12 protein-coding genes are annotated in these 26,993 nt (G+C 47.9%); 2 read left to right on the plus strand and 10 right to left on the minus strand.

Going from position 1 to position 26,993, the window contains the following annotated elements; genetic code table 11:
- Positions 1-3: 3 nt before the first annotated feature.
- From BLR73_RS06290 to BLR73_RS06330, 9 genes are all read right to left on the minus strand, one after another.
- The gene (locus BLR73_RS06290; RefSeq protein WP_091860248.1) at positions 4-1,488 is read right to left on the minus strand and encodes a TolB family protein; all 1,485 of its coding nucleotides are present in this window, start codon (positions 1,486-1,488) and stop codon (positions 4-6) included.
- Positions 1,472-3,130, minus strand: coding sequence for a DUF6057 family protein (locus BLR73_RS06295; protein ID WP_233456480.1), 1,659 nt, complete (start codon positions 3,128-3,130; stop codon positions 1,472-1,474). The genes BLR73_RS06290 and BLR73_RS06295 overlap by 17 nt, the downstream gene beginning before the upstream one ends.
- A 137-nt stretch (positions 3,131-3,267) precedes the next feature.
- Positions 3,268-5,391 (minus strand): endo-1,4-beta-xylanase, encoded by a 2,124-nt coding sequence (locus BLR73_RS06300; protein WP_091860254.1) that lies wholly within the window; start codon positions 5,389-5,391, stop codon positions 3,268-3,270.
- 19 nt (positions 5,392-5,410) lie between these two features.
- Entirely contained in the window at positions 5,411-6,445 is a 1,035-nt protein-coding gene (locus BLR73_RS06305) for a DUF5627 domain-containing protein (RefSeq protein WP_013065175.1), read from the minus strand.
- 33 nt (positions 6,446-6,478) lie between these two features.
- On the minus strand, positions 6,479-8,248 hold the full coding sequence (locus tag BLR73_RS06310) for a RagB/SusD family nutrient uptake outer membrane protein (RefSeq protein ID WP_091860257.1): 1,770 nt from the start codon (positions 8,246-8,248) through the stop codon (positions 6,479-6,481).
- A 13-nt stretch (positions 8,249-8,261) separates the two neighbouring features.
- A complete protein-coding gene (locus BLR73_RS06315) occupies positions 8,262-11,063 on the minus strand; it encodes a SusC/RagA family TonB-linked outer membrane protein (protein WP_091860261.1) in 2,802 nt (933 codons plus the stop codon).
- A 36-nt stretch (positions 11,064-11,099) separates the two neighbouring features.
- Positions 11,100-12,998, minus strand: a complete 1,899-nt coding sequence (locus BLR73_RS06320) for a RagB/SusD family nutrient uptake outer membrane protein (protein WP_041386357.1) — start codon at positions 12,996-12,998, stop codon at positions 11,100-11,102.
- 12 nt (positions 12,999-13,010) lie between these two features.
- Positions 13,011-16,145 carry a SusC/RagA family TonB-linked outer membrane protein gene (locus tag BLR73_RS06325; protein ID WP_091860263.1) on the minus strand — a complete coding sequence of 1,045 codons (3,135 nt, stop codon included), beginning with the start codon at positions 16,143-16,145 and terminating at the stop codon, positions 13,011-13,013.
- A gap of 242 nt (positions 16,146-16,387) precedes the next feature.
- Positions 16,388-18,877, minus strand: a complete 2,490-nt coding sequence (locus tag BLR73_RS06330; protein WP_091860266.1) for a glycosyl hydrolase 115 family protein — start codon at positions 18,875-18,877, stop codon at positions 16,388-16,390.
- Between the two features lie 188 nt (positions 18,878-19,065).
- On the opposite strand from BLR73_RS06330, the gene BLR73_RS06335 reads away from it, so the two are divergent.
- Both BLR73_RS06335 and BLR73_RS06340 read left to right on the plus strand, forming a co-directional pair.
- Positions 19,066-23,070: a hybrid sensor histidine kinase/response regulator transcription factor gene (locus BLR73_RS06335; protein ID WP_091860268.1), complete on the plus strand. Its 4,005-nt coding sequence runs from the start codon at positions 19,066-19,068 to the stop codon at positions 23,068-23,070.
- 17 nt (positions 23,071-23,087) lie between these two features.
- Positions 23,088-24,380, plus strand: a complete 1,293-nt coding sequence (locus BLR73_RS06340; RefSeq protein WP_084162961.1) for an ABC transporter substrate-binding protein — start codon at positions 23,088-23,090, stop codon at positions 24,378-24,380.
- Here the strand turns inward: BLR73_RS06340 and xyl3A are convergent.
- Positions 24,370-26,955: a xylan 1,4-beta-xylosidase gene (gene xyl3A / locus BLR73_RS06345; RefSeq protein ID WP_091860274.1), complete on the minus strand. Its 2,586-nt coding sequence runs from the start codon at positions 26,953-26,955 to the stop codon at positions 24,370-24,372. The two genes, BLR73_RS06340 and xyl3A, sit on opposite strands and share 11 nt — an antisense overlap.
- Positions 26,956-26,993 lie beyond the last annotated feature (38 nt).

Genomic DNA, 26,993 nt, shown 5'->3' on the forward strand with positions numbered 1-26,993 from the left:
TGGTTATCTAATTGTTACCTGTTGTCGCTTGCCATCAAACACCTGTCTGTGAACCTCATGTACATCCAGACTTACTGGTGACTTGGTGAAATCGGGCACATTATACGAGTCGAACAATTCACCGTAGTATTTCTTGGGATTACGCTGTGGCAACAAGAACGGCTTGGTAACACGGCCTTTATCATCTATAGATGCCAGGTAAAGTTGGGCATACTCGCCATTCTCGCGTTTCGACGAGAACACAAACCATCCACTGTTTGAGCTCCAGTTATGAAAGCTCTCCGTCTTACGACTGTTTACCTCCTTCAACTCACGCATCTCACCAGTTTTCAAGTCCATCAGCCATAAGTCGGCATCATTCTGGAACACCGGGAAATTGCTATGATCAGTCACACAGAACATCAGCCAGCGTCCATCGTAAGAAGGACGAACCAACGTATAACTCTTACCGGTAGCCGCAGTATTTACCAGTGTATCAACCTCGTTACCGAAAGTGCCTGTCTTCCCATCAAAGGCAATCCGGCAGATGCTACACTTCACCTTCTCGTACTCAGCAGGCAGATTGCATGGTTTCGAAGTGCTGTAATACAGATACTTACCATCGGGCGAGAATGCGGGGAATATCTCCTGATCCTCCGTCTGTAACAATGGCGAGAGTATCAGTTGATTGGTCTGAGTATCTAAGAGAATCAGATCGCTAAAGCGGTGATAAGCCTCGATACGTTTCTCGGTACCCACATGGAAATTCTGATGCACCGAATTCACGGCGTAAGCACAATAACGCCCCGACGGATGCCAGTAGGCATAGCTGCCAGCAGCCTTGGTAGAATCGGTACGGGTGTTCAGCCATTGCTGGTTGCCATTCTTCTGCACCAGGGTGCCACCACCTTCGCCACGGAACTGCATGGTAAGCGTAGAAGGATCGGTCTGGTTAGCTGTATGACAGTTGATGCAATGGCCGTAAACAGCACTCACCTTCAAAATGGCAGTCTCGTCGAAACTGTGCAAATCACGCTGATAGATACCGATGTTAGCGCCACCCACCTCATAACCAGGTGGAATTCTACGATAAGTCAGGCCATAATCCTCTAAGGGCAGTTTGCTCACATACACCTTGAAATCATCATACTGTGTCCACTGGTCATCATGCTCCACACAAACAGTAAATAGCAACTCACCACCTGCATTCTGTTGGGTCAGCTGTTGCCATGCTTCAATATCAAAGTCAGCCCATTCACCTTGTACATGCAGTTCGCCTCCCTTGGAGCCACGCACCGTTACATCCAACAGATCCACATTGCCACCCACGAAATTAAAATCCAAGGGAGCAATACCCGCTGGGATAGTCACCCCTACATAGTCGGGATAGACAGCAGGCACCTGATGCACACGAGTTGCATGCTCCACCTGATGACGACAGCCCTCCAGCATGACCAGACAGAAGATCGCTGTCAAGACAATAGAAATATGATTAATGAGCTGTTTCATACACTTGATTGTTTTGTTGTTGCTGTGCTTTCGCTAACATCCTACTGATAAAGGCGGCATACGGCGAACCTGGCACATTACCCTGGCGCTGGATACAGTTCAAGGCATCTTGATAACCACGAGGCATCTGCATATAGCCTCCACACTGCTCTACCCATGGCAATGCCTGCTGGAAGGTGGGCGCATCGCCGTTCAACAGGACCTGCGCCACGAAATAATCCAACGCCATGGTGTTCGATCTGTTTCCATTAAACAAGCTACCCAGCATCGAAGCCATCTCCGGGTAGTAGAACAGGAAATCCTGCTTCTGTCGATATTGTCGCAACTTTCCCCAAACAGGATGGGCATTAATCTTAGCCTCATCGCCCAGATATTGCTCTGCCTCTTCTGCCCAGTTCTTATAAAACAGACTGTTCTTCAGGAGCGCCAGATGTTTCCTGGCCAAATCGTATTTCCCGTTGATAATATAGCACTCAGCGATACGCTGGGTAAAACGTCCGCTCTTTCTGCCATTATTAATCGACTCCTGCATATCAAACATATACCGTTGTGCAGAATTAACCATACCCAAACGATAGAAAGCCTCGGCAGCTGGTATATTCGAGAATGGATCGCGTACCATATTCATTAACAAGGCATCGATACCGCTCTGGTAAAAGTCGAACATTCTATCAGCCAACTGGCGACGTTCTGCCAATGCCAGATTCACGCTGTTAGACCAGAATGCCGTTTCCACCGTTTTCTGTTCGGCCCGTTTGATGATGTCGTCCCAGTGTTCGTTTCTGATTTGATAGTCTTGCCATACCAACTCGTAGCGCTCATCGGCATAACCACGTGTCACAGCCAGCCAACCTAACACCACAACGGCAATCGCCTGAACAGGCCACTTTAATACCTTATTTATATATAGTCGGTCAGCCAACACACATAACAGCACGGATAGTGGCACTATCCATAGCAAGGGAACCACCGATGGACTACGATAATAGCCCATAGAACACATCACCGAGTGTAAGGGTAACTGCTCCAGCAACGTATGCCACAACACCAGTTGTATGGCCAACAACCATAATGGCAGCCAGATAAAGCGCTTGTAATCCACCACAATGCGTAATGCTACATACAGCCAAGCCATCGGACCAATCAGCCAATATACCAATGGTGTCAGAACCATTTCCTTGCAGATATCCAACCAACGATTAGCAACACCAATCTTAGCCATCGCCAGAGAAGCCATAATAGCGATAGGAAACGAAAGAAGCACATCCAGATCGCCCATCGCCCAAAAGAGCAAAATAGCAGGAATCAAACTCAGCAGAAAAGACTCTGCTTTTAACCAGCTTGCCACCATCCGCTGATAGCCGATAAAAAGCAAAGCCAGAATCATTGCCCCCAACCACAGCAGGTAATAAAACTGCACCAGACATGTTTCGAGCCATTCAGCAGCCCCTCCTGGATGCCCCAAACATCCTAACAGATAGTCAGGCGTCCACAAAAACAGTTGGTATTGCTCTGCGTAAGAAAGTGCATGCGGCAGATATCCTCCCCAAAACAAAAAGATCAAAGCGCCAAGAAAAACTGACAAAATCCAATTCTTTTTGGCAGCCGTCTGGAGATATCTATTGATGTATTCAGGCTTCATAAATCTGATCTTTCAAAAAACCCTGCAAAATTACACATTTTTATTGAATCTACCAAGAAAAAAGCCTGGACTTTCACAAGCCCAGGCTCCAAAAACAATGTAAAGTTCTAAAATTGTCTGCTCATAGACAAACAATATCATTTACCGTTCAAACCATCAGCAAATCCGCCGTAGGTATGTTTACGGTTATAATCGAGATCCCAGAGACCTACAGGCTCACCCTTGCGCCAACCTGAGTTAGTTGGAGCATCGGTAATGCACCACTGGCAGATACCATACTGCTGGTCAGCAGGGATAATCTCAAAGTACTTCTCGATGATGAACTTATAGTAAGCAGACATAGCCTTATGCTGCTCCTCGGTCATATTCTCTGTCTTAATAACATTGCCGGCTTCATCCTCGCAGCCCATATCAAGCTCAGAGATCTTAACCAGCTTCTTGCTACCAGCCAGAATGTTCAGCATGTTCACAACAGCCTCTTCATTAGCCTTCTGCTTGTCGGCATTCATGCTGCAGGTTACGTGCATCTGACTACCGATACCATCAATCTTGGTCTCGCCGTCAGCCTCCCAACGCTTAATCCAAGCAACCAGACTCTTGGCCTTGTTGTTCTGATCCCAAGCAGCCTCAAGGTTATAGTCGTTGATGAAGAGCTTCATATCCTGTGGACCATACTTGCGAGCCAGCTTAACGGCAGTACGAACATAGTCGATATCGCCCAGATAATCCTGCCAGAAGAAGCTCTCGGTTGCAGCCTTTTCAGGATCTTCCTGATCCTTCAGGTGCTGCAAAGCATATACGCCCTCAGCATCGGCATGTCCGCTTGAGAGTGCCTCGTTTACTACGTCCCAAGCCTTTACCTTACCATCACAAGCAGTCATGATACCACCGATCCACTTATCCAGAGCATAAGTCAGTGTATCCTTCTTCTCTTTCTCTGTCAGAGGCAGTGTGTTCATCTTTACGATGTGGTCAACCTTCACCGATGCGATGTCAATAACACCATCGAAGCTACCAGGCTGGAGTACCAGGTTACATGACTTGGCAGGGATATTATCATAGGTAACCTTCACATCCTTCCATTCAGTATCAACCTTCAAAGTTCCAGATGCAGATTCGCCAGAGCCCCAGCCCCAGCCCATATTAAGAGCCATGCTGCCAGCCTTTGAAGCTTTTACACGTACGGTTGCAACATAAGTACCCTCGATAGGATGCGGAATGTTATCAGCAATGAAGTACTGATACCATGAACCTGGGTTCTCTGAATGCAGACAGCCATTAACAATTGTTGGCTCGTAACCCATCACATAATATGGGAACTTACTAACATCCTTGAACGAGTAATCATAATCGTTAACTGCAACCTCGATAGCAGGTGATTCGTAATGAACCAGACGAACGGTCTGAATATCAAGAGTACCGTCATAGCTACCAGGCTGAAGTACAAGGTTACACTTCTTTCCACCAGGAATTCCGGTAAAGTCGACCTTCTGCTCAGTCCAGTCTGTTGTAATCTTCAGTTTACCCGAAGCTGACTCGCCAGAGCCCCAGCCCCAGCCACAGTTCAGGGTAAGACCATCATTTGCAACAGAACCTTTGACCTTTACAATAGCAGTATAATTGCCATCGGCTGGGATAGAAATACCATCAGCAATAAAATACTGATACCATGAACCAGGGTTCTCTGAATGCAGACAGCCATTAACAATAGATGGCTCATAACCCATCACATAATAAGGGAACTTTGACATGCCCACAAAGTCACCAGAATAGTCTTCCTTCTCAAGCTTCGCATTAGGATCGATGTCGAGCTCCTTATCTTTGAGCAGCTTCTCCAACCACTTCAGGGGCTGCTGAGCATGCCAAGCCAGTGTGTGACCATAAACCGACACACCATTGGCCTCAGCATTATCAACAAATGCCTGAACATTCTCGAAGTTCAGATTACCATTCTCATCCACACACGAAGCCATTTTCATTGCATTTCCTGCTGTCAGCTCCATGAAGTTGGCATTAGCCAGACGTGTAACAAGACCGTTGGCATTATAGTCATCTGCCTCCAAGGCCACTCCCAACTTGAAATTGGGAGATGCCTTAGGGTTAGAAAATGTTTTAAGCGCATCGTAATCATTCAGGTACTCATAGTCCTTCAGATTCTTAGTCTTATCCTTAAAGATGTTGATCATGTCTGTGTCGGCACATGAAGCGAGGCCACAGACGGCGACAACACCACAGATGATATTTGAAATATTACGTTTCATAATCTTTCAGAATTATTTTTTATTTTACTACGAAAGTTTCGAGCTTGGTCTGACGATCACGCATAACCAGCGTATCAGCGCTCTTCACAATCTTATGACGCTGAACAGCAGCCCAATTGTTATTGGGATCATAGTCAGTGTACTCATAATCGATGGTATAGTTGAGCACGATCTCGTCGCGATCCTTACCACCCCATGCATTCTTAGCGCCCTTCAAAGTCCACTTACCTGAACCAGAACCGGTGCAGCCAGCAGTAGTAGGAACTACTGTGCAACTCTCGTCCTGACCAAAGGTCAACTTGAGGTTACATGGCAGTGATACGATGGTCTTCTTATACGCTTTCGCAGCATCATCATATCTGTAAGCCTCTACTGTTGTAGGAACAGAGTAGTTGCTTACTGCCAGTCCTTCGGTAGTAAGGTAGCGGATCTCGTTCTTCTCCAGGTACTCAGCCTCACGTGTCTCGGTCGACTTCACACCATTCAGATCAATCTCATCAGTACCATGACTAATCCATGCGCCTGTATATTTGTTGATATACTTCAAACCGTAAAGGATATAGTCCTTACCTGTCAGTACCGAGTCCTTAGCGCCTACAATACGCAAAGGCAGTACATAATTCAGACTTGTAGCCTTAGCATCGTCAAAGAACTTGTCAGTGAGCTGAACCTTCACTGCACCCATCACCTTTCCATAAGGAATGGTCAGTGTGTTGCTCAGCAACTCATAATAATCCTCGGGCAAAGCCTGGACAGGAGAACCATTCTCGAAGGTCTTACCGGTAACCAGTGAGTTATCCACAGCCACCTGAATGGTACGATCCTGACGGTTCTTCCATACACCACCTACAGTGGCATATACCTCGAACTGATGCTGGTTGTCAAGTTCTGTAGGATAAACATTGTCACCCAGTACAATCGTTCTGATAGGAGTCTGCTTGGCAAAGTAGACGGTCTGATAGTCAAAGTCGTCAAACTCCACCTCCTTGTTTTCACAAGATGTGAAAGCACTCAGCGCGCAGATTCCACAAATGAATGCATATATTCGTTTCATTTTCTTTTTTCTTTTTAGTTTTACATTGTTTTATTACCAGCCCTGGTTCTGCTTCAATTCATCGAACTTCAGCATCTCAGAGTAAGGTACTGGACCATAGATCATGTAGTCCTTATAGTCGCGCTTATCAACCTCGATGGTGGTATAGGTCTTCTTACCATCAACGGTCTTAATGCTGATACCCTTGGCGGGCTCTGTCAGGTTAGCCTTCCAACGACGGAGATCCCAGAAACGGAAGCCCTCGAAGCTCAGCTCAATACGACGCTCATTACGGATCATCTCGCGCATCTTATCCTTGTCGTTCTTAATGCTCTCCAGATAGTCGTTACCTACACCAGCACGCTCGTGCAGAGCCTTGATGATGTCGTAAGCACTATAGCTGTGGTTACCCTTACCTGTTGGGCCCCAAGCCTCGTTCGCAGCTTCAGCATAGTTCAGAAAGATCTCGGTGAAGCGGATACGAGCATTGTAGTGCTTCTGTGTGGTTTTTGCCGAGGGATCAAGGTTAATCTCCTGACGCAACAGCTTACGCATATAGTAACCTGTACGGGTAGAAGAACCAACCTCGTTGTTCAAACCATCACGGTTCTGTGAATCATCCACTGTAGTGTTGATAGCTGTGTTATCCTTACCTGCACCGTTGCCATCATAAACAACGTACGCAGTCAGACGAGGATCACGATCAGCATAAGGATTAGCAGCATTGAATCCACTCTTTTCGTTGTCGATAGGATAACCGTTGGCCATTGGGAAGGCATTGACGAAGTTCTGAGTAGGATTGATACGACCCTTACCATAGAGTGATGGAGGGAACATATCAGCCTCGCGGTCGTTGCTACCGCTCTTCTCTACCTCACCTCTCCAAAGGATTTCCTTTGGCAGCTGACCAGCCGAGAGGGCGTCGATCTCATTGTTGCAGTACCAGGTCCAACCATTAGGATCCATACCAGCTACACCACCAATGCGGTCCAGAACTACTGCAGCATAATCGGCAGCCTGAGCCATGGTAGCGCCCGACTTTTCGAAAGCAGGGCTGGCAGCCAGCAGAGCAGCCTTAGAACGGAAAGCCTCAACGATGGCACCCGACATACGGAGCTGGAAGTTAGCACCGAACACACGGTTGTACTGACCAACGTTTGCACCCTGATACTTTGAAGGTATCTCACTGGCATTCTTAATATCCTTATAATTAGTAGGCAACAATTCCAAAGCACGGTCGCAGTCATCATAGATGGCCTGCAGGCACTCTGCAAATGTGTTACGTGGCAGATTGAACTCGCTACTTGCATCCTCTGGCTCAGTTACGATGGGCACACCCAGCAACTGACCATCGGCAGTCATACCACCATGAGCCTGCAACAGATAGTACATATACATAGCACGCATACCATAGGCCTCACCCTTCTCACGGTCGTTAAACATACGCGAAGCCATCTCGTCATTAGCCCAGTTCACCTTGTCGGCATTAGCCAGGAACAGGTTGAGATACATGATGGCAGCACGGCAGTTACGCCAACGCTCTGATGGGTTCTCGTTCGAAGTCCATGTACCTGAAGCAATCTTACGCCAGTCGTTTGTAGCGTCATTGCTCACAGCATCGTCGGTAGCCACCTCGCTGAATGGGAAGTCAGCGCAGGGGATACGTGTATAAGCATTACCCAATACGCCTTCAGCGTACTGTGGGTTTTCATACATATAGTCCAGACCGAGGTTGTTTTCAATAGCAGGCTCAAACAGGTCATCACATGATGTGAATGCTACCGATACTGCGGCCAGAGTCAATATATTAATAATCTTTTTCATATTTATCTTATCTTTAGAGATTTACCTTCACACCAAGATTATACATACGTGTCTGAGGAGCAGTACCTACGTTCAGTTCCATATACTTGCGCTCTTTGGCAATAGTCAGCAGATTGCTGCCACTTACATATACAGAAACACCCTTCACGAATGAATCGCCAGCGAAGATTGACTGAGGCAGATCATAAGTGAGCTGAACCTTGTTCAGACGGAATGCAGAAGTAGAGTACTTCCAGAAGTCAGAAGCGACGAAGTTCAGGTCGCCACTCTCTGTGGTCAGACGAGGATAAGTAGCCGTAGAGGCTGTCTCTGGAGTCCAACGGTTCAGCACTACATCCGAGTATTTGCCGTCGCCATATACCCACGTATCCTTGCCATTCTTCAGGCCATTGCCACCAAAGGTGCCAGAACCCTGAGCAAAGAGGGTAAAGTCCTTATACTTTACAGTGAAGTGTACACCCATCTGGAATGGAGCAGTCCACTTACCGATTACCACCTGGTCCTTAGAGTCGATGATACCATCACCATTCTGGTCCTTATACTTCAGGTCGCCAGGCTTGGTGTTGTTATTAATCTTTGCAGAGTTAGCTACATCGTCGGCATCCTTGAAGAAGCCAAGGCACTCGTAACCACGCATAGCCTCGATGCTCTGTCCCTCAGCCTTCAACCAGTCGTACTCTACGTTCTCGTCCCACTTAGTGTTCTTCGAAGTATAGTACATAGCCGAAACACCGAAGTTAGTATCAAACTCACCAAACTTCTGATGTACGTTCAAGGTCAGGTCAACACCAGTACGACGCTGATTGTTGTAGTTGGTGTTAGCCAGGAAAGTAGATACAGGCCAGTAAGTCTGGAAGTAGCTTGGATAGATAGTCGAAGCTGTTGTCAGCAGACCGTTTGTTGAAGTGGTGAAGAAGTTGGCATCGAACTTCAATGCGCCTTCCCACAACGAACCAGTCAGACCAGCACGGAACTCCTTACGCTTAATGAAGCCGAGGTTATAGTTAGAACCCTGCTGCGAATCGCTGGTCTGCATAGAGTTAGCAACCTCGTTCCATCCCCACCATGTACCGGTAGCAGTGAAAACGTAGTCGTACATATAGTACTTCTCGATATCAAGGTCCTGATTGATGATACCATACGAAGCGGTCAGCTTCAGATCATCTACAGCCTTCACATTACGCAGGAAGCTCTCGTTCTTCAAGCGCCAACCCAGTGATACTACTGGAGAGATGGCCTCACGATGACCCTCTGCCAGTTTAGCTGAGTGAATGGCAGCCATTGAGAGGTCTGCATAATAAGTATGAGCATAGTTATAAGCCAACTGCAAGCCAAGGTTAGCATTGCTGGTACGGTGATACTTACCATCCTCACTAATCTGATAGCCGTGAGCCAACAATGTAGCGTTGAGGTTGTGGTCACCAAACGAGCGGTCGTAGTCGAGCTGAGCCTGCATCAGGATGAGCTGCTTGTCATGACTGTTGCTGAGGTTCTGAGTACCAGTGCGCTTATCTGTACCATACTTGGTAATCGATGTGATCAGATCCTGACCAGAGTAATTATTCCATTTAGCCTCGTAAACAGCATACTCGTTGTTGATAGAGGTGTTATACTGTGTGTGGTAGTCAACAGCGAACTTGGTCTTCAACTTCAGGCCCTTTACCAGACTGTTCAAGTCGAAGTTCATGCCCATATCAAACTGCATCTGACGAGAGGTGTACTTGTTGTAACCTGCTGCATACATAGCTGCGAATGGGTTAGTCTGCTGCGACTGAGTACCACCAAGGAAGTACTTACCATCGATGATATAGTTAGAGTTCTGAATGGTCTTCAGCGTTACAGCATCAGCTTCCTCCACATACGAGATGGGGATGAATGGCACCAAAGGATACTGACTGGTAGGACGCATAGTAGCCGACTCACTCCAGAAGTTACTATTATCGTTACGGGCATCGTAGAATGTGGCATTGGCGTTTACATAACCGTCAATCCAGTCATTCAGACGCAGGTCGATGTTACCACGCACATTCAAACGAGTGGTATGATTGTTCTTACCCTCGCCGAAGTTCATCAGGCTACCAACATTCGACAAACCGATATTGGCATAGAAGTGAGCCAGACGACCACCACCTGAGAACTCAGCTGTACCATCGTAACGCTGATAGGTCTTTTTAATATACTGGCTATCAAAGAAGTTGATGTTTGGATAACGGTAGGGATTCTCATTAGAGGCATAGTGATAGATATCATCCTCAGAGTAAACGGCAGCCTTACCATCGTTCTGCAGAGCCTCGTTATAAAGCTCCATATAAGCAGCCGATCCCAGATACTTAGGATAGCTCTTTGGAACATAGAGCGAAGCATTACCACGAACACTTACATTCAGACCGTCGTTACGACCATGCTTGGTAGTAATCAGAATCACACCTTTTGCAGCACGGCTACCATAGAGCACTACTGCCGAAGCGGCCTTCAGGAAGGTAATCTGCTCAATCTCGGTGGGCAGTACATTGCTGGCATCACGGGGCACACCATCAACAAGCACCAAGGCCTCACCCTGATTCCAAAGCTGTCCGTTATAACCGCCAACCAAAGCATCCATACCATCCAGACTATAGGTTGTATAGTCCTTCTTGGCCTGCTCTACCATATTGACAGTTGAAACACCTCCCATCAGATCAGCCTCGTTGACTGTGCGGAAGGCCACATTCACCTGACTTGCCACAGAGTCGGTATATTCCTTCTCTGTCTGTGCCACTGCTGCTACAGGCAGCAGAGCGGCGCCAAGTGCAATATTCTTAATTATATGTTTCATAAATCAATGTTCTTATAAATAATAGTATTGATGATCTTACCATCCTGGATTCTGACCAAACTCAGGATAAAGTGTTGTATCCGATTTCTTAAGTGGCAGCCAGTAGTGCTTCTTAGAGAAATTACGCTTCAGAATCACCTTCTCGCTCCATTCAGCAACAGTGTTCTTTGTAGGATCATCCACATTCATATCGCCTACACGCAAGAATTCCTGTGATGTCTTGATGTTATAAGGATACTTATCCAGGAGGAGCCAACGGCGCAAGTCGTTGAAACGGTGCCCCTCGAACGAGAGCTCTACAGCACGCTCACGACGAACCTCGCTCATGAAATTGTCGAGTGAAGCAGTGTTCTTATCGGCAACAGCAGCTACGCCAGCACGCTCGCGCACCTTGTTTACTGCGTCAACAGCAGTCAGCTTGCAACCTACAGAACCTGTAGCACTACCAGTAGCCTCGGCAGCAGCCTCAGCATACATCAGGTATACATCCGACAAACGCATCCAGGGGATATGCATGTGAATCTGTGGCGACCATCCATAACCATCGTCCACCTTGTTACACTTGGTAGAAACGAACTTATAGTTAAAGTAACCTGTACGGGTTCCACGGTACTCATCACGATACTTACCATTGGTCTGCATGTCAGCATAACGCCAATCCTTGAAGCCGTCGTCTTCCTTTACAATCATCTGACAGCCATCATACTTGATGTCATGATAGAAACGTGGGTCGCGATCCTTCCAAGGATGAGTCTTATCAAACTGAGAATCGCTATCATCCAAAGGCAGACCGTTAGCCATACCATAGTAGTTTACATAGTTGGCAGTTGGCATAAAGGTTACACCACTGTCGTTGATATCCATACCACCATAGCACTTTACCTGTCCCCAGGCCGAGCAACCCCAACCAGAACCATAGGTAGGACCACGGAAGATAGCCTCGGTGATGGTATTATCCTTATTCTGTCCAGGCATCTTACCTGAACCATCCATTGTCACAAAGTTCTCAGAGTACTCGTCGAATGGAATCAGACCGAACTGTGTGTTACCACCATCAACAATGTTCAGCAGCTCACCAAATGCCTCAGCAGCACGCTTAGCAAAGTCCTTATTATAGGTAGTAGCGCCTGTCGACTCCTCGTTCATCAAAGGACTGGCAGCCCACAATAGATCCTTACCCAGATAACCGAGGGCTGCAATCTTAGTTACACGCAACTGGTTCTTACCTGCAGTTACACGTCCTACAGTAGTCTTATCCCAGTCAACAGGCAGCAGGTCGGCAGCCTTACGGAAGTCGGCAGCAGCCTTCTCAGCGCACTCGGCATAAGAGAGACGAGGCAAAGTAAGTTTCTCACCAGCGGGAAGAACAGAATCGATATAAGGCAGACCACCAAAGTACTGCATCAACATGAAGTGGAACCAACCACGGAAGAAGTAAAGCTGACCGGCAATCAGATCTTTCTCCTCCTTGGTAGCGGTGATCTTATCCAGATTCTCGATACCCATGTTAGCCTTGCGGATACCATACCATGCCAAAGGCCACATAGAGTGCTTGAAACGGTCGGGACCATTAGCACTGGTTGTCTCGTTACTAGCACGATCCATCCAACCAGACTGCCATCCGTCGAATTCACTCTGCCATCCCCAGAAGTCACCCTGGTCAACCTTATAACACATGTGATAGTTCACATTGATGTTCATAATCTCATCCTCACCCCAGTTCCAAGAGTTAGTCCAGTAACCGTTGGTAGGATCAGGCTGACAATAGTATAATTCCTCTACAAAGCCCTGGAAGTTATGGAAATCCTTGTAGGCGTCAGTATCAGAGATATCTGATTCTGGGGCTTTGTCCAAATAGTCGGTGCACGAAGTCATACCCAGACTCAGGGTCAGGGCAGCAGCACCTATCATTATATACTTATTTAGAAATTTCATTGTTTTCTTTTTTTATAGGTTGATCTTAAGACCTAAGTTAAAACGCTTAACAGTAGGATAGGCTCCCTGTGAAGCGAGACCAGTTCCAGCGAAGTTCGACTCACGGTCGTCTGGCATACGGCTCCATACCCAGAGGTTGTTACCATTCAGGAATACCTTCAGACTCTGTGCACCCATCTTCTTAACCCAAGGCTGAGTGAATGTATAGGCAATCTCAGCATTCTTCAGACGGATGAATGAACCATCATAGTGGAAACGTGTGCCCTCGTAATAGTCGGGCTTAGAACCCCAACGTGGCATAGGTGCGTCGGCATCCATGTTATCCACGGTCCAGTAACTACCCTCATCATATACGGTATCGAGTTTTCCACCAGGCAGAGAGTTGAAGGCTACATAACGAACCACATTACGTACGCCATAGAACTGCATATAGAGGCTGAAGCCCTTCCACTCCCAACCGATAGAAGCACTATAGGTGTTCTGTGGTGTGCCAGTCAGACTATATGGAGCTGAATCGTTTGAATCAATCACACCATCACCATTGTAGTCGTGGATGATGTACGATCCAGGCAGTTTCTGATCATCATTGGTATTGAAATCGGTCATACCGATAACCTGGTCCCAAGTGTTAGCATAGCCAGATGTCAGGTTTGCATGATCCTGACCAATGGCAAAGCCGGTCTGCTTCTGATAATCGGGCAGTCCAGGAGCATCATCATACTCCAGAATCTTATTCTCAGCATGAGTCATGTTGAAGTTACCCCAGAAACGCATGCCATTATGAAGCACCTTGTTTACACGGAGTTCCAACTCATAACCCTTGGTACGAACACGACCCAGGTTAGCAGTGGCAGGTGTAGCACCATAATAAGAAGGAATAGAACGGTTAGCACCAGCAATCAGAATGTCGGAACGCTTCTCGTGGAAGATTTCAATCGATCCGGCGAACAAACCATCCAACAGAGAGTAGTCGATACCTAAGTTCTGCTTGATAGCCTTCTCCCAGTGTACATCGGGGTTACCTACAGAAGACTCTTTATACCATGTGTAAGGACTGGTCTCTGTCTGCAGGCCCTGCTGAATGTTACCACCATATGCCCACTGTGTAGCATAGAGCCAACGACTATTGATATAGTCATCACCAACCTCACCATAAGAGTAACGGAACTTCAGCATGCCAATATACTTCTTCAAAGGCTGGAAGAACTTCTCCTCACTAATCAGATAACCTACTGCACCTGAGTTGAAGAAAGCAAAGCGGTTGGCACTTGAGAACTTCTCTGATCCGTTGTAAGCACCATTGTACTCAAAGAAATATCTGCCACCATAATTATAAGTGGTACGGAAGGCCCAGTCCTCACGATAATTGGTGAAGTTACCACCCCATGTGCGCTCTGTACGGTTGAATACACCCATGGCAGTTACATCGTGCTGACCGAACTGACGGCCCCAGAACAACTGTCCCTGATAGAACAGGTTACGCTGTGTGTTCCAGTTCTGAATAGAACCACCATTAGTACTCCAGAGGATACCCTCGTGGTAGTCGAAGTTGGTCTTACTGTCCTGAGGCTGAGAATACTTCTCCAGACCTGTCTCAGGATCAATCCACTTGGTCTGTGTAGAGTGGTTCATATCGTTGATACCACGGTTCACCTCAACAAACACGTTATCCCAAGATACTGTAGCCGAAGCACGGAGTCCTGGTGTGATGAACGACAGATCCTGTTCCAGGATAAAGTCGGTATTTACACGCGTAGTAGTATTGGTGGCCGAACCATGACCAGTTGCAATATCCTGCATAGAGTTATGGGCACCCTGAGTGTCGTCGGGATAGTAACCCCATGTTCCGTCACTGTAACGAGGCATGAAAGCATCTGTTGGTGTGCTGTAGGCAGCCTGCCACAACTGACTCTCATACCATGAACCGGTGTCGATACCATACAGACCCTTCTTCTGACCATGACTACCGAACAGGTTCGACTTCAAGACTGTTGTCTTAGTAATCTGGAAGTCCAGGTTTGAACGTACGTTGATACGGTTGAAACCATAACCGGCATTATAACCACGGTTATTATCAAACTCCCTATACAAGTCACCCTCGTGCAGGAAGTCAACCGAAGCAAAGTACTTGACGGCCTTGGTACCACCCGAGATGTTTACATTAGGATTGTAAGAGAAAGCCATCTTCTTGAAGAGCTCGTCCTGCCAATCCACATCAGGATAGCGCTCGCGCTCTGCCTGATCGATAGGGTTACGATACTTATTCAGGATTCCCTCTGGTGTAATCTTACCCCATGAAGAAGGAGTGAGACCTAACTCATGCTCGATAGCCTGGTTACGAACGGCCAGTGCATCGGCTGAGTGCAGCTTTCCAGGCAGCTGTGAAACCACCTTGGCAGTAGCCTGCATACCGATTTCGATCTTGGCCTTACCATCATTACCACGTTTGGTAGTAACCAGAATAACACCATTGGCACCCTTCACACCATACACGGCTGTAGCAGAGGCATCCTTCAGTACAGAAATGCTCTGTACAGAGGCGATGTCGATACTTCCGAGTGAACGCTCAATACCATCCACCAATACAAGAGGATCGCTTGAGTTCCAAGAAGAAATACCACGGATCACAATCTTTGGATCCTCATCACCTGGCATACCAGTAGACTGCATGGTTACTACACCAGGCAGATTACCTGTCAGGGCAGCACCAATGTTGCTCACACCGCCGGCACGCTCCAGCACCTCACCTGTGGTCTGGGTAATAGCACCTACCACCGAGGCTTTTTTCTGCTGGCCGTAACCAACTACTACCACTTCCGTCAACTTGGTGTTGTCGGTCAGTGTCACCTTGAAAGTGCGCTGCTTGCCCACCTTCAGTTCCTGAGTGTTCATTCCCACATAAGAGATCACAATAACAGAACTCTCAGAAGGAACCTTCAACTGGAAATTACCGTCAAAGTCCGTTACCGTACCCTGACCAGTGTTTCCCTTCAAAACAACCGATGCGCCAATCAGAGGCTCACCCGCATTGTCAACGACCGATCCCTTAATGCTAACACTGCCTACCTGCGCCTGCGCGAAAGCAGAGCAGAAAAGTAGAAGCAAAGAAGGAACAGCACGTTTCAAAAGACTTGTTAGCTGTTTCATTTTGATTGATTTTGATACATAATTTGACTATAGTTAATTGAGATAAAAAAAACTTGTTTTGATTCTACATACTTTTTCGACTTACAGACTAAAACGGCCGCAAAAGTACATATTTTAAGTAAAAAAAGGTTTAAAAAGAAGAAACACAAACTTTATATTCAGTAACAATTAAAGAAAAATGTTACAAAATATAAAGTCCGTGTTACAGAAAACAAAGAAAACTAATAATATAGAGTTAGTTTTTATTGTAAATTGTACGCTTTTTGTGACTCTTTACCGAACAGATACTGCGACTGATAACCACCCAGATCAATCACTATCTTCTCGAAAACGATGCCCGGATCCTGAGGATGGAGGGTCAGTGTGTGTACCTTCTCATTGGCATCAACTGGCAACTCCACTACCATCTCAACCACACGCTTGGCAATCGTTGGGTAGTAAACCGTGTAAATATTCTCAGGCTTCTCGTTCAGGTCTTTATTAAAGTTCACAGCCACGGGCTGCTTGCCATCGATAGCCACGTCGTAAATCAAGCCACCCTTATCCAGGAAGTCGAGAGTTGATTTTGTCACCACATGCACCTTTACTGTCTTTACATCAGCAGCCTTGAACTGATAAGTCAGTTTGGCCTGATCGGTAGAAGCAGTATAAGGCATCAGCGAGATGCCACTCAACGTACGCCCCATATAAGGAATCACAGTCCAAGTAGCATTTTTAGCATCCTCACGACTATAGGTATGCTCAGCCTCTATGCTGATATAACCACCGCTGGACGAGAATACCGGTCCGCTGACAGGGGTGGGCACCTCAACCAGACGTGGGCAAACATCGGCACGGAAGTTATCGTTCCATGTGCGATAGCTGATATGTTTCTGGATCATCATGCCATCCCACTTACCGCGGGCCATCACCTTATTATAATAGTTACACAGCAACGAATCGCGTTTAAAAGCCTGACGACAGCGGTCGGCCCACTCGTTGGCTTCTGGATCATGATTCTTAGCCAGCTGCAGGTTCATGGCCTGTGCATAATACATCTCATAGATATTACCCATGGCCTGTACAGGGAAGAGCACAAGCTGGCGATAAGCATCCTGGCACTCAGGTTTCAACTCTAAAAACAAACGCAACGCACGGGTTTCCAAGGCCTTGTACTCGTTTACCACACGTTCAAACTCGTCACAGGTATAGGTACGTGCATCCAACATCTCCGAGGTGATACGTCCGTTGTACTTGCAAACCAGGTTCAGGATTGATGCAGCCTCATCTGCATGCGCCTCACCAAAACTCTCGGCACAGAAATCACGGGTGTGATCCAACAGATTGTCAACCTGATACTTAGCAGGATCCCAAGCCATATTCATAAACAGCTGGATAGGATACTCCATTGGCTTCAGATCACCTACATTCAGTATCCACAGTTTCTGGATGCCACCATTGTAGGCCAGCTGCAACTGCTCCCACATATTCTGAATGGGCGTTACATTAATCCACTTCGAGTTACGGGGCGCACCCACATAATCTACATGGTAGTACAATCCCCATCCGCCTTTACGTTTCTTTTCTTCGGCAGTAGGAATACGGCGCACGTTACCCCAGTTATCGTCACAAAGCAGAATGGTTACATCATCGGGCACACGCAAACCGGCATCATAATAATCCTGTACCTCTTTATATAAGGCCCAGATCTGAGGTGTTTCCTTAGCCGGACGCTTGGTCACCTCTTTAATAATACGACGCTGGTTATTGATAATCTCCTCGAGCAAACGCGTATCAGTACCGTTTCCCATAGCCTCATCACCATCGCCACGCATACCAATGGTCACAATGTCGTCGGTATTCTTCATACGCTCGATACCCTCACGGAAGAAGCGATCCAGATTATCTTTATTCGTAGAATAGTTCCAAGCACCCCACTCTTTACGATGGCGAGCATACTCCTGGTGGTTACGTGCCATAGGCTCGTGATGCGACGTACCCATCATCACACCCATCCTATCGGCTGTCTTCAGGTTCTCAGGATCATCGGCATAGAAAGCCCATCCCCACATGGCTGGCCACAGGTAGTTACCTTTCAGACGCAGAATCAGCTCAAACACCTTTTCGTAGAACTGATGACCACCATAATTGGTATCAAAAGTATTCTTTACCCATGTAGTCAAGCAAGGCGCCTCATCATTCAGGAATAAGCCACGATAGCGAACAGCAGGCTCGCCGTCGGTATACTCACCTTTCTTAATATATATAGCAGCATGCTTCTCTACTGGTACGTCGGCCCAATAATACCATGGCGACACACCTATCTGCTTCGACAGCTCATAGATTCCATATACCGTACCACGCTTATCACTACCGGCAATCACCAGCTGACTGCCGATGGTCTTAATGATATACTTCTCGGTCTTACCCTTCAAACCAGACAGCACACCCTGCTTCACCCATTGGTCAATCTGCGGGTTACACCCCACCGTACCAACCAGCACCTCGGCGGCACCCTCCGAGAGCGATGCTTTCTGCCCCGTTACCTTCTCAAAATCCACCAAGAGATTTTTGGCTGCCAGCTGCACACAACTATGCTCTTTCTGACTCAAGCCAACAGTCAGGTTCTTCAACTGCCAGGCATCAGCCTCTGGCAGGAACGACACAAATTGACTGGCCGCCTTCAACTGAGAGACAGCTGTTACGCACACCAAAAATGCCAATGTCTTCAACAAAATCAGTTTTTTATTCATCACTACGAATGTTACAAATTATATAATTTTGCGCAAAGATAGGGCATTTTTGGGAGTAAAACCACATTAAATGTATCAAAAACTTTAATATTTGTAACATTTGTTTGTTACATCACGAAAAATGCACTATCTTTGCAACATATAAACAATAAAACGACTAACGCAACCATTTAATTACTAACAAAACAATGAAAGTTAAGTATATACTGACTCTAGCTACTTCACTTCTCTCGTTGAGTGCTTTCGCCCAAAGGGGAAAGTTCTTCACTACCGATCATCAATTATCAAGCAGCTTTGTAACACAAGTATATCTTGATAACGAGGGATTCATCTGGACAACCACCCGTAACGGTATCAATCGCTACGATGGTTATCAGTTCCGCGTATTCAAGAAAGAGAACGAGCACGACAGTTCACTGGCCAGCAACTATGTGAACAGTATGATGCAAGATCGCAAAGGCTTATTTTATTTTGGTATGTATGGCGCCCTGCAAACGTGGGACGGCACCAAATTCCATAATGTCACCATGTACGACAAGAACGGCAACGCCGGTCACAGTTACCCCAACTGCTTCCTGGAACGTGCCAATGGCGACGTACTGGTAGGAACCTCTGGCTTAGGTATCCTGAAGTTCAAGGATCAGAAGACAGCCTATCAGGAGAAGGGACCTTTGGCGACCATACACACCGTTAACAGTATGATTGAGGACCGTACAGGTACCCTGTGGATTGTTACAGAGCACATGGGCCTCATCTCATACAACGGCAAGACCGTCAAGCGCCATATGCAGAACCTGCCCAGCGTGGTGTTCTCATGCCTCTGCGAAGGTGCCGATGGTATCATCTATGCCGGTAGCACCAACTGCGGTGTATTCAGAATGCAGGGCGACACGTTCGTTCACATTGCCGAAACAGGTACTAAAGCCGTATCATCGCTCTATTGTGCCCACGATGGTAACATTGTGATTGGTTACGATGGTCAGGGTATAGCCCTCTATAATCCCCGCAAACCCGAACTGATTGATAACCCATTCTTCTCGCTCGAAGTTAATCTCCCCATGAGTAAGGTTTACTCTATTACCGAGGACAAGAGCGGCAACCTGTGGTTCGGATTACTGCAGAAGGGTATCTTTATGCAACCCAGCAGTTTCAAGGGCTTTAATTACATGGGCCACAAGCTTGGCTCACATAATATATTAGGTACAGCCTGCGTCATCAGCGTCATCTTAGACAGCAAGAAGCGCGTATGGGTGGGTACCGATAAGGACGGGCTTTACTGCTATGATTTCTATACCAAAGCAGCCAAACACCTCAAGGACCAGTATCCATCAGTCATCGTATCGCTGGCCGAAGACCAGAAGGGACGTATCTGGTTAGGTACTTACCGCGAAGGTATCGGCTGGGTTGATCCTGTCACCTTCCAGTATCACCGTGTACCATTCCCACAGGATCCCAACCTGATTGTAATGGACATAGCCGTGGGCAACGATGGCTACCTATGGTTGGGTACCATGAAACATGGCATTGTGAAGATGGACCCCAACGACGGACGTGTGCTGGCCATTTACAAAATGAAGGCAGGCGCTGATAAGAACAGGAAGATGAACTGCATTACCAACGATTATGTATCGCAGGTTCAACTGTCGCCCGATGGCAAACGTTTGTATGTATCCACCAGTATGGGCTTATGCTGTCTCGACATCCCAGCCAACAGCTGGACAAGCACCTTTGGTATGAACTGTCTGAACTACAGCACCCCTGTAAGAATTACCCGCGAATACGACGATAACCTGTGGTATGGTACCAACGAGGGCTTGTTCCGCTACGATCTGCGTACCCACAAAACCCAGCAATATACCCGTACTGATGGTTTGGCCGATAACGGTATTGCCACCATCGAACGCGACCTGCAAGGCCGTCTTTGGATAGGTACCGACCACGGACTGAGCTGTTTCACACCTAAATCCGATATCTGGCAGAACTATTTTGTGGATGATGGTCTGCAGAGTAACGAGTTCAGCGATGGTGCCTCATTCATGTCGCCCGATGGTATCCTCACCATGGGTGGCACAGCAGGTATCTCGTGGTTCGACTCTCACCATATTGCTCCTAGCAAGTGGGAGGCTGAGGTTGAGCTCACGTCCTTCTCTATCAATGGTCAGCAGGTAAGTCGTGCCACCCATTCAGGCAGTTATCTGGTTACCGATACTACCATCATTGCCAGCAACCGTTTCGAACTCAGCTATAGCGATAACACGTTCTCAATCCAGTTCTCGACCCTTACCTACGAGAACCCTGAACACATATCTTATTTATATAGTATTAATGGCGAGCCATTCAACCGCTTGCAGCCAGGCGAGAACGTGCTTACCCTGTCGCACCTGCCACAAGGCACCTACCGATTCAGGGTTAAGGCCGAGCGCAATAACGTAGAAACACCCGTAAGAGAGTTCACGGTGGTTATCCACAGTCCGTGGTACCGCTCGGCTTGGGCTTATTTCTTCTACGCTATGGTTATCGGTATGTTTGTATGGCAGTATTTGGTTTACCGTCGCCATAAGGAGCAGGATAAGCTGCGCCTCCAGGCCCATATCCATGCCGAAGAGATGGGCGAGGCCAAGTTGCGTTTCTTCATGAACATGAGTCACGAGATCCGCACCCCAATGACACTGATTCTCACACCGTTGCTCTCGCTTATCAAGAACGACAACGATCCCAGCCGCAAAGCAGTTTACGAAACCATCCGTCGTAATGCCGAGCGTATTCTCAGTCTGATTAACCAGATGATGGACCTGCGAAAGATCGACAAGGGTCAGATGCAGATGCGAATGCGTGAGACCAACCTGGTAAGCTTTGCCAAGGATATCTACGACCTGTTTGATAATCAGGCCAAGACCAAGCAGATTAAGTTTATCTACGAACACGATAGCGATAAGATTCCTGTATGGATAGATCGCCAGAACTTCGATAAGGTACTTATGAATGTACTCTCGAATGCTTTCAAGTACACCCCAACCGGTGGCGAGATAGGCATTCGCATCAGTCATACTGACGAATCGGCCACTATCGCCATCTACGACAATGGCGAAGGCATCCCCGAGGATAAGATGAACAAGATCTTCGACCGCTTCTATCAGACGCCCACCACGCTCAACGACCGTTATGTGGGCACTGGCATCGGTCTCGACCTTACCCGTTCGCTGGTTGAGCTGCACCATGGTACCATTACCGTTCACAACCTGGAGAAGGGCTGTGAGTTTGTGATTACCATCCCTATGGGCAACAGCCATCTGAATGCTGACGAGATGATTACCGAAGCCGAAGCAGCCGAGGCCGCCGAGACCATCACCCCCGAACTGCTGTTGGAAGAGGAGCCCGAGACAGAGCTGATTAACCCGATGAGCGAGATGACACCTGGCAACCGCAAGCTCACTCTGGTGATTGCCGAAGATGATGAGGAGATTCGCAACTACCTTGAGAGCGAGCTCTCGAAGGATTACGATATACATGCCTGCACCAATGGTCGCGAGGCACTTGGCGAGGTAATCCGCACCAAGCCCGACCTGGTACTGAGTGATATCATGATGCCCGAGATGGATGGTAACACCCTGTGTACCCGCATCAAAACCAATCCTAACACCAATTCTATCCCAGTAGTACTGCTCACCGCCAAGAACCGCGACGAGGACAAACTGGAGAGTCTGGAGACTGGTGCCGATGCCTACATCGTTAAACCATTCAACATGGAGATTCTGCGCCGCACCATCATGAACCTCATTAACAAGCACCGTCTGCTGCGCCTGAAGTACGAGCGCAACGACAGCCTGGAGGAACAGATTGACGAGATTGAACTCAAGTCGCCCGACGAGAAGCTGCTGGAGCGTATCATGGAGTGCATCAACAAGAATCTGAACAACTCCGACCTGAGTGTAGATATGATTGCCGATACTGTTGGTATCAGCCGTGTACACCTGCATCGCAAGATGAAGGACCTTACCGGCCAGACACCTCACGACTTTATCCGCAATATCCGCCTGAAGAAGGCCGCCCAGCTGCTGGCCAACCAAGGCATGAACGTTACCGAGGTGATGTATGCATGTGGATTTGCAAACTCAGCCTCGTTCTCTACCGTATTCAAGAAATTCTACGGTATGTCGCCACGCGACTATATGAAGGAGCACGAAGAGCGCTAAACAAAAAAAGGAACGATATGAAACGGGTAGCAACCGCTATTCTTGCCTTGTGTTGCAGTCTGGCCATACAGGCACAGGACCGTCAACAGATACTGAAGGTATATAACTGGGGCGACTACATTGGTGTAGGCGTTATAGAGAAGTTTGAGAAATGGTACCAGCAGGTTACAGGCCAGCCTATCAAGGTAAGCTACGTAACCTACGACTATCCTGAAGAGTGTTTCGACATGATAAAGGACCAGCAGACAGAGGTGGATGTGTTCTGTCCACCCGAATATCTGGCCGAACGCATGATGAAACACAAGATGCTCACCCCTATCGACACCAGTTTCGTGGCTCAAGGCATTCCTAACTACCTGCATGGCACCTCACCCTTCATCGACAACATGCTACAGCACATCGGCGAGGCACAGGGCATCACCGCCAAGGATTACACCGTAGGCTATCTATGGGGTAACACAGGCGTACTCATCAACACCAAATTTGTTAAACCCGAAGAGGTAAACAGCTGGGCATTCCTGTTCGACTCGAAATATCGCGGCAAGGTGATTATGAAAGACTCGTTCAGCGATATCTATAACGTGTTTATCAACTACGCATTCTACGATGACATCAAGTCGGGCGTAGCCAACCGCAACCTGTTGGCCGCCTACCTCACCAACCGCAACATCGCTATTGTCGAGGACTTGCTGGAGTCGGCCCGTCCACAGATGAAGAGTTTTGATGTAGAGGACGACAAGCGCCTGATGTCAGCCGGCAAGGACTGGATGAGTATAACCTGGAACGGCGACGCCAGATGGGCTATCGACGAGGCAGGCGACAACACCAACCTGCAGTATGTTGTACCCATCGAGGGTAGCGACTGCTGGGCCGACTGCTGGGTGATTCCCACCACCTGTAAGAATATCAAGGCCGCCAGCCTCTGGATAAACTTCCTGTGCCGACCTGATATAGCCCTGTTGTGTATGGAAGAAACAGGCTACAGTTCGGCCATCGGCACACCCGAGATACTGCAAGCTGTTACCAACGACAGTCTTCCTGCCATCGATCTGAGTTATTTCTTTGGCCCTGAAGCAACTGCCGTTCATGTAGATAGCGTGATGTATCCCACCAAGGACGTCATCAGCCGTTGCAGCTATCTACGCGACAGTGGCGACCGCCAGGAAGTGCTTCGTGAGATTTGGGAGAAAATCAAGGAGAAACCTGTTGTTGATTACTGGTTCTACGTGATTGCAGGCTGTGTAGCCCTGTTTATGATTATCACCACTACACTTTTGTTACGTCAAAAAAAGACCACCACTATAAAGTGATGGTCAGTTTTTTCAGATCTTTGTCCAACGAACTGGTTCCGTAGAGTATCTCGTACTTTCCGGGTTTGGTTCGCATGGTGTTTGTCTCAGCATCCCAGAACTCCAACGATTCCTTGGTCAGCTTCAGGTTGGCTGTTGCCGTCTTACCGGCCTTGATATCCAAACGCTCAAAGCCACGCAGACTCTTCAGTGGACCGTCGGGATCCTGCAGGTTACGGATATACAGTTGGATGGTTTCGCTACCGTTCTTGGTGCCGGTATTGGTCACAGGTATCTGTACATTGTAAAGCGCACCATCGGTAGCAGCCTCAACCTTAGCCTCGCCCACCTCGAAAGTAGTATAGCTCAAGCCATAGCCGAAGGGGAACAGCGCATCATCAAAATAGCGATAGGTACGCCCCTTCATCGAGTAGTCCTCATAATCGGGCAGCTGCTGGTCGTTCTTATAGAAGGTTACCGACAGTTTTCCGCCTGGGTTATAGTCGCCAAAGAGCACGTCGGCCACAGCTGTACCACCCTCCTGACCAGGATACCAGGCCTGTACGATGGCATCGCAGCTTTCTGTCTCTGGCTGCAGGGCAATAGCCGAACCCGAACAGTTTACATAGATCACCTGCTTTCCTGCAGCCTTCAGGGCCTTCAGGAACTCGCGCTGCACCTTAGGCAGTTCGATGCTGGTACGGTCGCCACCTTTAAAGCCCTCGATGTTTACAGGCATCTCCTCGCCCTCCAGACTGGGAGCGATACCACCACAGAAAATCACCTTATTGATACCCTTCAGCTGGGCGATGGTCTCTTGATAATCGATATTCAGCTCGCGAGCCACGTCGATCTTCATCGAAGCACCCCATGTCTTCACGGTCTGGAAACGTACCTCAATATCAAACTTCTGACCCTTTTCAGCTTTCAGCACCGTGCGTGTTGGTGTAGCACGCCAGATATGGTTCACAAACTGCTGCTTGCCATTGACATAGAGCTCGAAATGACCAGTACCCTCCACATTTACCACATACTCGCCAGCCTCTTTGGCTGTAAAGGTTGTCTCGTACTTAGCCGAGAAATCCTCGATAGGCAGATTGGGAGCAAACACGTGCATACCTGCAGTGGTTACATTTACCGGTTTGGTGTAGTATTCGGTAGTAAAGGGCTTTCCAGCCATCTCTGTGTTGTTCCAGAATGTGCCCTTCAAGCCTTTCTTACCATCGGGAGTCACACAATCGGTAGCCAGATGGCACTCCATCACCTTATCATTTGTCAGGTCGCAGCCAGGTATATAAACCAGTTTCTTCTGCTTAGCCTTCACACCATCCAGGATGGTAACGGTATGGTTTGGGGTACCATTATAGTTTCCCCACATCATAGGCTCGTTATGAGCATTAGGACCGATAATGGCAATCTTCTCGGCATTCTTCTTCAGAGGCAGGATATTGTTCTTGTTCTGAAGCAGTACGATGGTCTGACGGGCCATGTCCAGTGCTACGTTAGCCGAAGCCTTGGTCGACATAGCCGAATAAGGAATCTTCGACCACTCCACCAGCGACGGATCATCCATCTCACCCAGGTCGAAACGACCTTCGAGCAAACGGATCACGTGCTTATCAACCTCCTTCTCAGAGAGCAGACCTTTTCTGACTGCTTCGGGCAGACTCTTATAAGCATAGTTAAAGCCACACTCTACATCGGTACCAGCCAAGACGGCTTTCGATGTTCCATGTACGGCATCCGACGACGACTTATGGTTCTCGTAGAAGTCGCTAACGGCACCACAGTCGCTCACAACGAGGTATTCAAAGCCCCACTCATCGCGCAATATCTGCTGGAGCAGACGGGTTGAACCACAGCAGGGATCATCGTCCAGGCGCTGATAGGCACACATAACCTCGCGCACTTTCGCATCCTTTACCAATGTCTTGAAGGCAGGCATATAAGTCTCCCAGAAGTCACGGGCCGACACATCAGTCAGGTTGGCAGTATGACGTGTGTACTCAGGACCGCTGTGCACGGCATAGTGCTTGGCACAGGCCCAGAGCTTACGGTATCTGGCATCCTCAGGACCCTGCAAGCCTTTCACCACCTGCACGCCCATCACACTGGTAAGATAGGGATCCTCGCCATAGGTTTCCTGTCCACGGCCCCAACGAGGGTCGCGGAAAATGTTCACGTTTGGTGTCCAAACAGAGAGGCTACGCATCTTCATATCCTCGCCATTCAGGTCGTACATACGATGATTGTACTGAGCACGGAACTCGGTAGATGCGATATCGAACACCTTAAACAGCAGATGAGGGTTGAACGACGCAGCCATACCTACAGGCTCAGGGAAATTGGTTACATTACCCATGTTAGCCGCACCATGCAGCGCCTCGCTCCACCAGAAGAATTTCTTGATGCCCAAGCGGGGGATGGCCGGACTCTCATCCAGCATCAGCATGGCTTTCTCTTCCAAAGTCAGTCTACTACAAAGGTCAACGGCTCTCTCTTTAGCCGAGAGGTTCGGGTTCTGGTAAGGCAATGTTTGTGCCGAGGCTCCCAGCCCCACACACAATGCCAATGATAAGAATAGTTGATATTTCATCTTTAATGTTTAATGTTTAATCTTTAATGTTTAATGTT

It is taken from the genome of Prevotella sp. khp1 (genome assembly GCF_900102205.1).
Classification (GTDB): Bacteria; Bacteroidota; Bacteroidia; order Bacteroidales; family Bacteroidaceae; genus Prevotella; species Prevotella ruminicola.

Excerpts from the sequence above, each read along its gene's own strand:
- BLR73_RS06335 (WP_091860268.1), top strand. The coding sequence starts at position 19,066 with ATGAAAGTTAAGTATATACTGACTCTAGCTACTTCACTTCTCTCGTTG.
- BLR73_RS06330 (WP_091860266.1), bottom strand. The coding sequence starts at position 18,877 with ATGAATAAAAAACTGATTTTGTTGAAGACATTGGCATTTTTGGTGTGC.
- BLR73_RS06340 (WP_084162961.1), top strand. The coding sequence starts at position 23,088 with ATGAAACGGGTAGCAACCGCTATTCTTGCCTTGTGTTGCAGTCTGGCC.
- BLR73_RS06325 (WP_091860263.1), bottom strand. The coding sequence starts at position 16,145 with ATGAAACAGCTAACAAGTCTTTTGAAACGTGCTGTTCCTTCTTTGCTT.
- BLR73_RS06295 (WP_233456480.1), bottom strand. The coding sequence starts at position 3,130 with ATGAAGCCTGAATACATCAATAGATATCTCCAGACGGCTGCCAAAAAG.
- BLR73_RS06290 (WP_091860248.1), bottom strand. The coding sequence starts at position 1,488 with ATGAAACAGCTCATTAATCATATTTCTATTGTCTTGACAGCGATCTTC.
- BLR73_RS06300 (WP_091860254.1), bottom strand. The coding sequence starts at position 5,391 with ATGAAACGTAATATTTCAAATATCATCTGTGGTGTTGTCGCCGTCTGT.
- BLR73_RS06310 (WP_091860257.1), bottom strand. The coding sequence starts at position 8,248 with ATGAAAAAGATTATTAATATATTGACTCTGGCCGCAGTATCGGTAGCA.
- BLR73_RS06305 (WP_013065175.1), bottom strand. The coding sequence starts at position 6,445 with ATGAAACGAATATATGCATTCATTTGTGGAATCTGCGCGCTGAGTGCT.
- BLR73_RS06315 (WP_091860261.1), bottom strand. The coding sequence starts at position 11,063 with ATGAAACATATAATTAAGAATATTGCACTTGGCGCCGCTCTGCTGCCT.
- xyl3A (WP_091860274.1), bottom strand. The coding sequence starts at position 26,955 with ATGAAATATCAACTATTCTTATCATTGGCATTGTGTGTGGGGCTGGGA.
- BLR73_RS06320 (WP_041386357.1), bottom strand. The coding sequence starts at position 12,998 with ATGAAATTTCTAAATAAGTATATAATGATAGGTGCTGCTGCCCTGACC.